Source organism: Bacillus sp. JJ1474 (genome assembly GCF_036965225.1).
GTDB lineage: Bacteria > Bacillota > Bacilli > Bacillales > Cytobacillaceae > Cytobacillus.
The window spans coordinates 1-3,682 of sequence record NZ_JBALPC010000100.1; the positions used below are offsets into that span (position 1 = coordinate 1).

The following is a 3,682-nucleotide window of genomic DNA, read 5'->3' on the forward strand; positions in this document are numbered from 1 at the left end:
CTTCTATACCATATCTAGATGTATTATTTATAAAAAAGTTTGATCATTTTTTATAAATACTATTTTTATTAGCCTGTTCATACTCTTTTATCATCTTAACAAACTAACTTTAAGAAACTATATTTCTAATGAATGTTGAAAATAAAAGTAGAAGATACATATTCGAGCCTCAATAATCATATTTAGTAACGATTGAAGTTAATTAAATTTTGGAGGCTTTAATAATGAATGAAAAACACCATAAACAGAGGCAAACTTTATTAGAGGAAAGCCATAATGAGAATCGAGACCTCTCCAATGATCAAGCTAAACTTCATTCCCAGACGATCGGCTCTAGGGGACCTGTACTGGAACAAGATAGTGTATTACACGAAACCTTACAAGAATTTATTCATGAAAAGATTTTAGAAAGACCTGTTCATGTAAAAGGATCTGGTGCATTTGGTTATTTTCAAACGATATATTCGATGTCCGAACATACAAAACTGAGCTTTTTACAAAATTCTAATCAGAAAGTTCCTGTTATGGTTCGCTTTTCGTTAGCTGTCAGTACGAAAGGAACACCTGATACATCTAGAAATGTGCGTGGTTTTTCTACAAAATTTTATACAGAAGAAGGCGTTTTTGACCTTTTGTGTAATCACATTCCTGTCTTTTCTGTTCGTGATGCGATACGATTTCCGGAATTTATTAAAGCACTCTTACCTTCACCAAAAAATAATTTAATTGATCCTGATAGGTTTTGGAGCTTTGTAGCAAGAGCGCCTGAATCGATTCACTTTGTTATACGGTTATACTCGGATGCTGGTACGGTAAAAAGTTTTCGCCACATTCCAGGACATAGTGTAAATACATATGTATGGATAAATGCTCAAGGTATTAGAAAGTACGTTAAATACAATTGGTACCCATTTGAAGGTGTACAATACATTGGTCGCGAAGAAGCAAATAGACTAGCCGCTGAAAATCCTGATTACGCTGGTAAAGATTTATACGATGCGATTGCGGCTGGTAAACCGGTTGAATATGGCTTATATGTCCAGCTCATGGACCCAAAGGATAAAGCAAATCTTTCTTATGATCCTTTAGACGATACAAAAGTATGGGATGAAAAAGAGTATCCTCTAATGCCAGTAGGCAAATTGGTATTAACTAAAAATCCTGATAATTATATGGAACAAGTAGAAAAAGTCGCCTTCTCCCCTTCTAATTTACTAGACGGCGCAGAATTATCTGATGATAAAATACTTCAGGGCCGTGCCAATATTTATAGTGATTCTCAAAGAAGAAGAATTGGAGCTGAATTTCGTAAATTACCGGTTAACCAACAGCAAAATTGGATACCAGCTAATCAAATTACAAGTGGTGATGGAAGATATGTTGAAGGCAAACTTGAAAGAACTTCTATAACAAAGCAAGACGATTTTGGGCAGGCTGGTGAATTCTATACGAGGTTAACTCAAATAGAAAAAGAACACCTTGTCGAAAATTTAGCTAGTGATTTGAAAGTCATATCTGATGATATTAGAAAGAAGGTTATGGAGTATTTCAGTAAAGTATCATCTGACTTAGCAAAGAGAATTGAAATTGAAATGAAAAATTGATAAGAAGATTAAAAACGTCATTATTACGATTAAAATGACGTTTTTTTGTATAAAATTTATTAATTTCCAACACAGGGGAAGGTGCAAGGTCCACTGGAAAATCAAGAAGTTCAGTCACCCTACGGAGAAATTCCTTTAACTGTCAAGCACGAGCTGTTGAAACAAACACCCCTAAAAACACCAGGTGGTAGTGTACGAATTGTCGACTCTTCTAACTTTCCAATTTCAAAAACTGTCGCAGCAGCACTCGTTGAGATTGAACCGGGTGCAATGAGAGAACTTCATTGGCATCCAGATAATGACGAATGGCAGTATTACCTTACCGGACAAGGGCGAATGACTATATTTACTGGAAACGGTGCAGCTCGTACATTTGATTATAGAGCCGGTGATGTCGGATATGTACCCTTTGCTACTGGACACTATATTCAAAACACCGGTACCGAAACATTATGGATTTTAGAGATGTTCAAAAGCAACCACTTGATGACGTATCGCTCAATCAATGGATGGCACTGACGCCTAAGAATTAATTAAGAGCAACTTAAATGTTGGTTCAGAATTGATCGATTCTCTGCGTAAGGAGAAATGGCCTGTTGTTAAATATGATGATTGATCGCTGTGGTGATCTTTTTTAGTTGACTTAACATTTCTGGTTAACGGATAATCAACTTCTCTTTTTAAAACCATTTACATCTATTTCGGGAATTGAAATGGCGATGGAACCATATAAATTTATGAAAGGAGTGGAGACATAAAATGCAAGTAATGAACGAGTATTATCGTAAGAATGTGAGTGTTGTATACATTATGACTAATAATGATGTAATGAATCAAATCATTGCCTTTTATAGGGACATGAATGGAATGCTCACTTTTGGTGGATCTTACCCAACTTATGGCAGAGGTACTGGAACAAAAGAAGTCTCCACTGCAACAGCAAACGATGGCGTTGATCCCCTTACTTCACAAGGCGCTCTAACTCTGTCCCATGATGGACGTTTCCTACTTGCCGTTAACGCAGGAAGCCATAGTATCAGCAGTTTCATCATAACCGATAGTGGAACACCTGTCCTCGTGGATGTAAAGCCATCAGGAGGTGCTCAGCCCAATAGTGTTGATGTGTTTGGTAATCTTGTATATGTCTCCAATGTAGGTAATGCAGAAAACAATTTTTCTTCCAATATCACTGGTTTTCACATCCATGATAACGGACGCCTTACTCCTATTCCCGGATCCACCCATTCTCTCAGTACATTCAATGCTCAGCCCGCTCAGGTTCTCTTCACTCGTGATGGTAGTAAAATCCTTGTATCCGAGCTTACTTCAAACCATCTTAGTGTATTCCATGTAAATCCACATGGTACGGTTACAGAACCAATCGTGAATGATTCTTATGGTCAAGGACCATTGGGTGCTTATTTTCTATCCTCTGGAATCCTCTTAGTTACTGAAGCAGGTTCAAATGCCCTGTCATCCTATTCAATGAATAATACCGGGACCCTTCATGTGATCAGTGGCTCTGTACCAAATGGATATAAAACCGCATGCTGGGTTGTAACAACGAGGAATGAGCACTTTGCATATGTTACCAATACTTTAAGCGGCACCATCTCCACTTACCGAATCGGTCGCAATGGAGCCCTGTCAGTGATAAGGCATATTACCAGCACACCGCCAGGTACAGCTCCAGGACTGCCCATGGATGTTGGAGTGAGTAAAGATGGGCGGCATTTTTATACTCTTAACGGAAATCAGGGCACAGTCTCCGTATTTACAATTCAAGATGATGGAAGTTTGGTTAGACTGCAAGTTGCTGCTTGGACTAACATTCCTTATCTTGGATCGCAAGGGTTAGCCATTCTTTAAAATTATTTAGTTTAACTATATTTGGTGGAATCTAAAATAAAGGAGTTGTTACATTTTTACAAAAGCGAATTAAAAAGGAGCGATAGTGTGAGGAAAATGACTTTCATCGTGCTATTTTTGCTTGCTACAGGGATGATTTTGTTACACACTTCTGAACAACAAAATAAAATATCCTCTCCATATTCAAAACAAACTGAAATTAATGAGAC

At 37.5% G+C, this 3,682-nt stretch carries 2 protein-coding genes and 1 pseudogene; all 3 read left to right on the forward strand.

Features of this window, described 5'->3' with window-relative positions:
• Positions 1 to 224: 224 nt before the first annotated feature.
• The 3 genes and pseudogenes from V7164_RS14080 (at position 225) to V7164_RS14090 (ending at position 3,473) form a co-directional block, all read left to right on the forward strand.
• Entirely contained in the window at positions 225 to 1,604 is a 1,380-nt protein-coding gene (locus tag V7164_RS14080; RefSeq protein WP_335354384.1) for a catalase, read from the forward strand.
• 72 nt (positions 1,605 to 1,676) lie between these two features.
• Positions 1,677 to 2,220, forward strand: a pseudogene (locus V7164_RS14085) (cupin domain-containing protein); the annotation flags it as partial.
• A gap of 143 nt (positions 2,221 to 2,363) precedes the next feature.
• Positions 2,364 to 3,473, forward strand: a complete 1,110-nt coding sequence (locus V7164_RS14090; protein WP_335354385.1) for a lactonase family protein — start codon at positions 2,364 to 2,366, stop codon at positions 3,471 to 3,473.
• The last annotated feature ends 209 nt before the right edge of the window (positions 3,474 to 3,682 follow it).

Excerpts from the sequence above, each read along its gene's own strand:
- V7164_RS14080 (WP_335354384.1), top strand. The coding sequence starts at position 225 with ATGAATGAAAAACACCATAAACAGAGGCAAACTTTATTAGAGGAAAGC.
- V7164_RS14090 (WP_335354385.1), top strand. The coding sequence starts at position 2,364 with ATGCAAGTAATGAACGAGTATTATCGTAAGAATGTGAGTGTTGTATAC.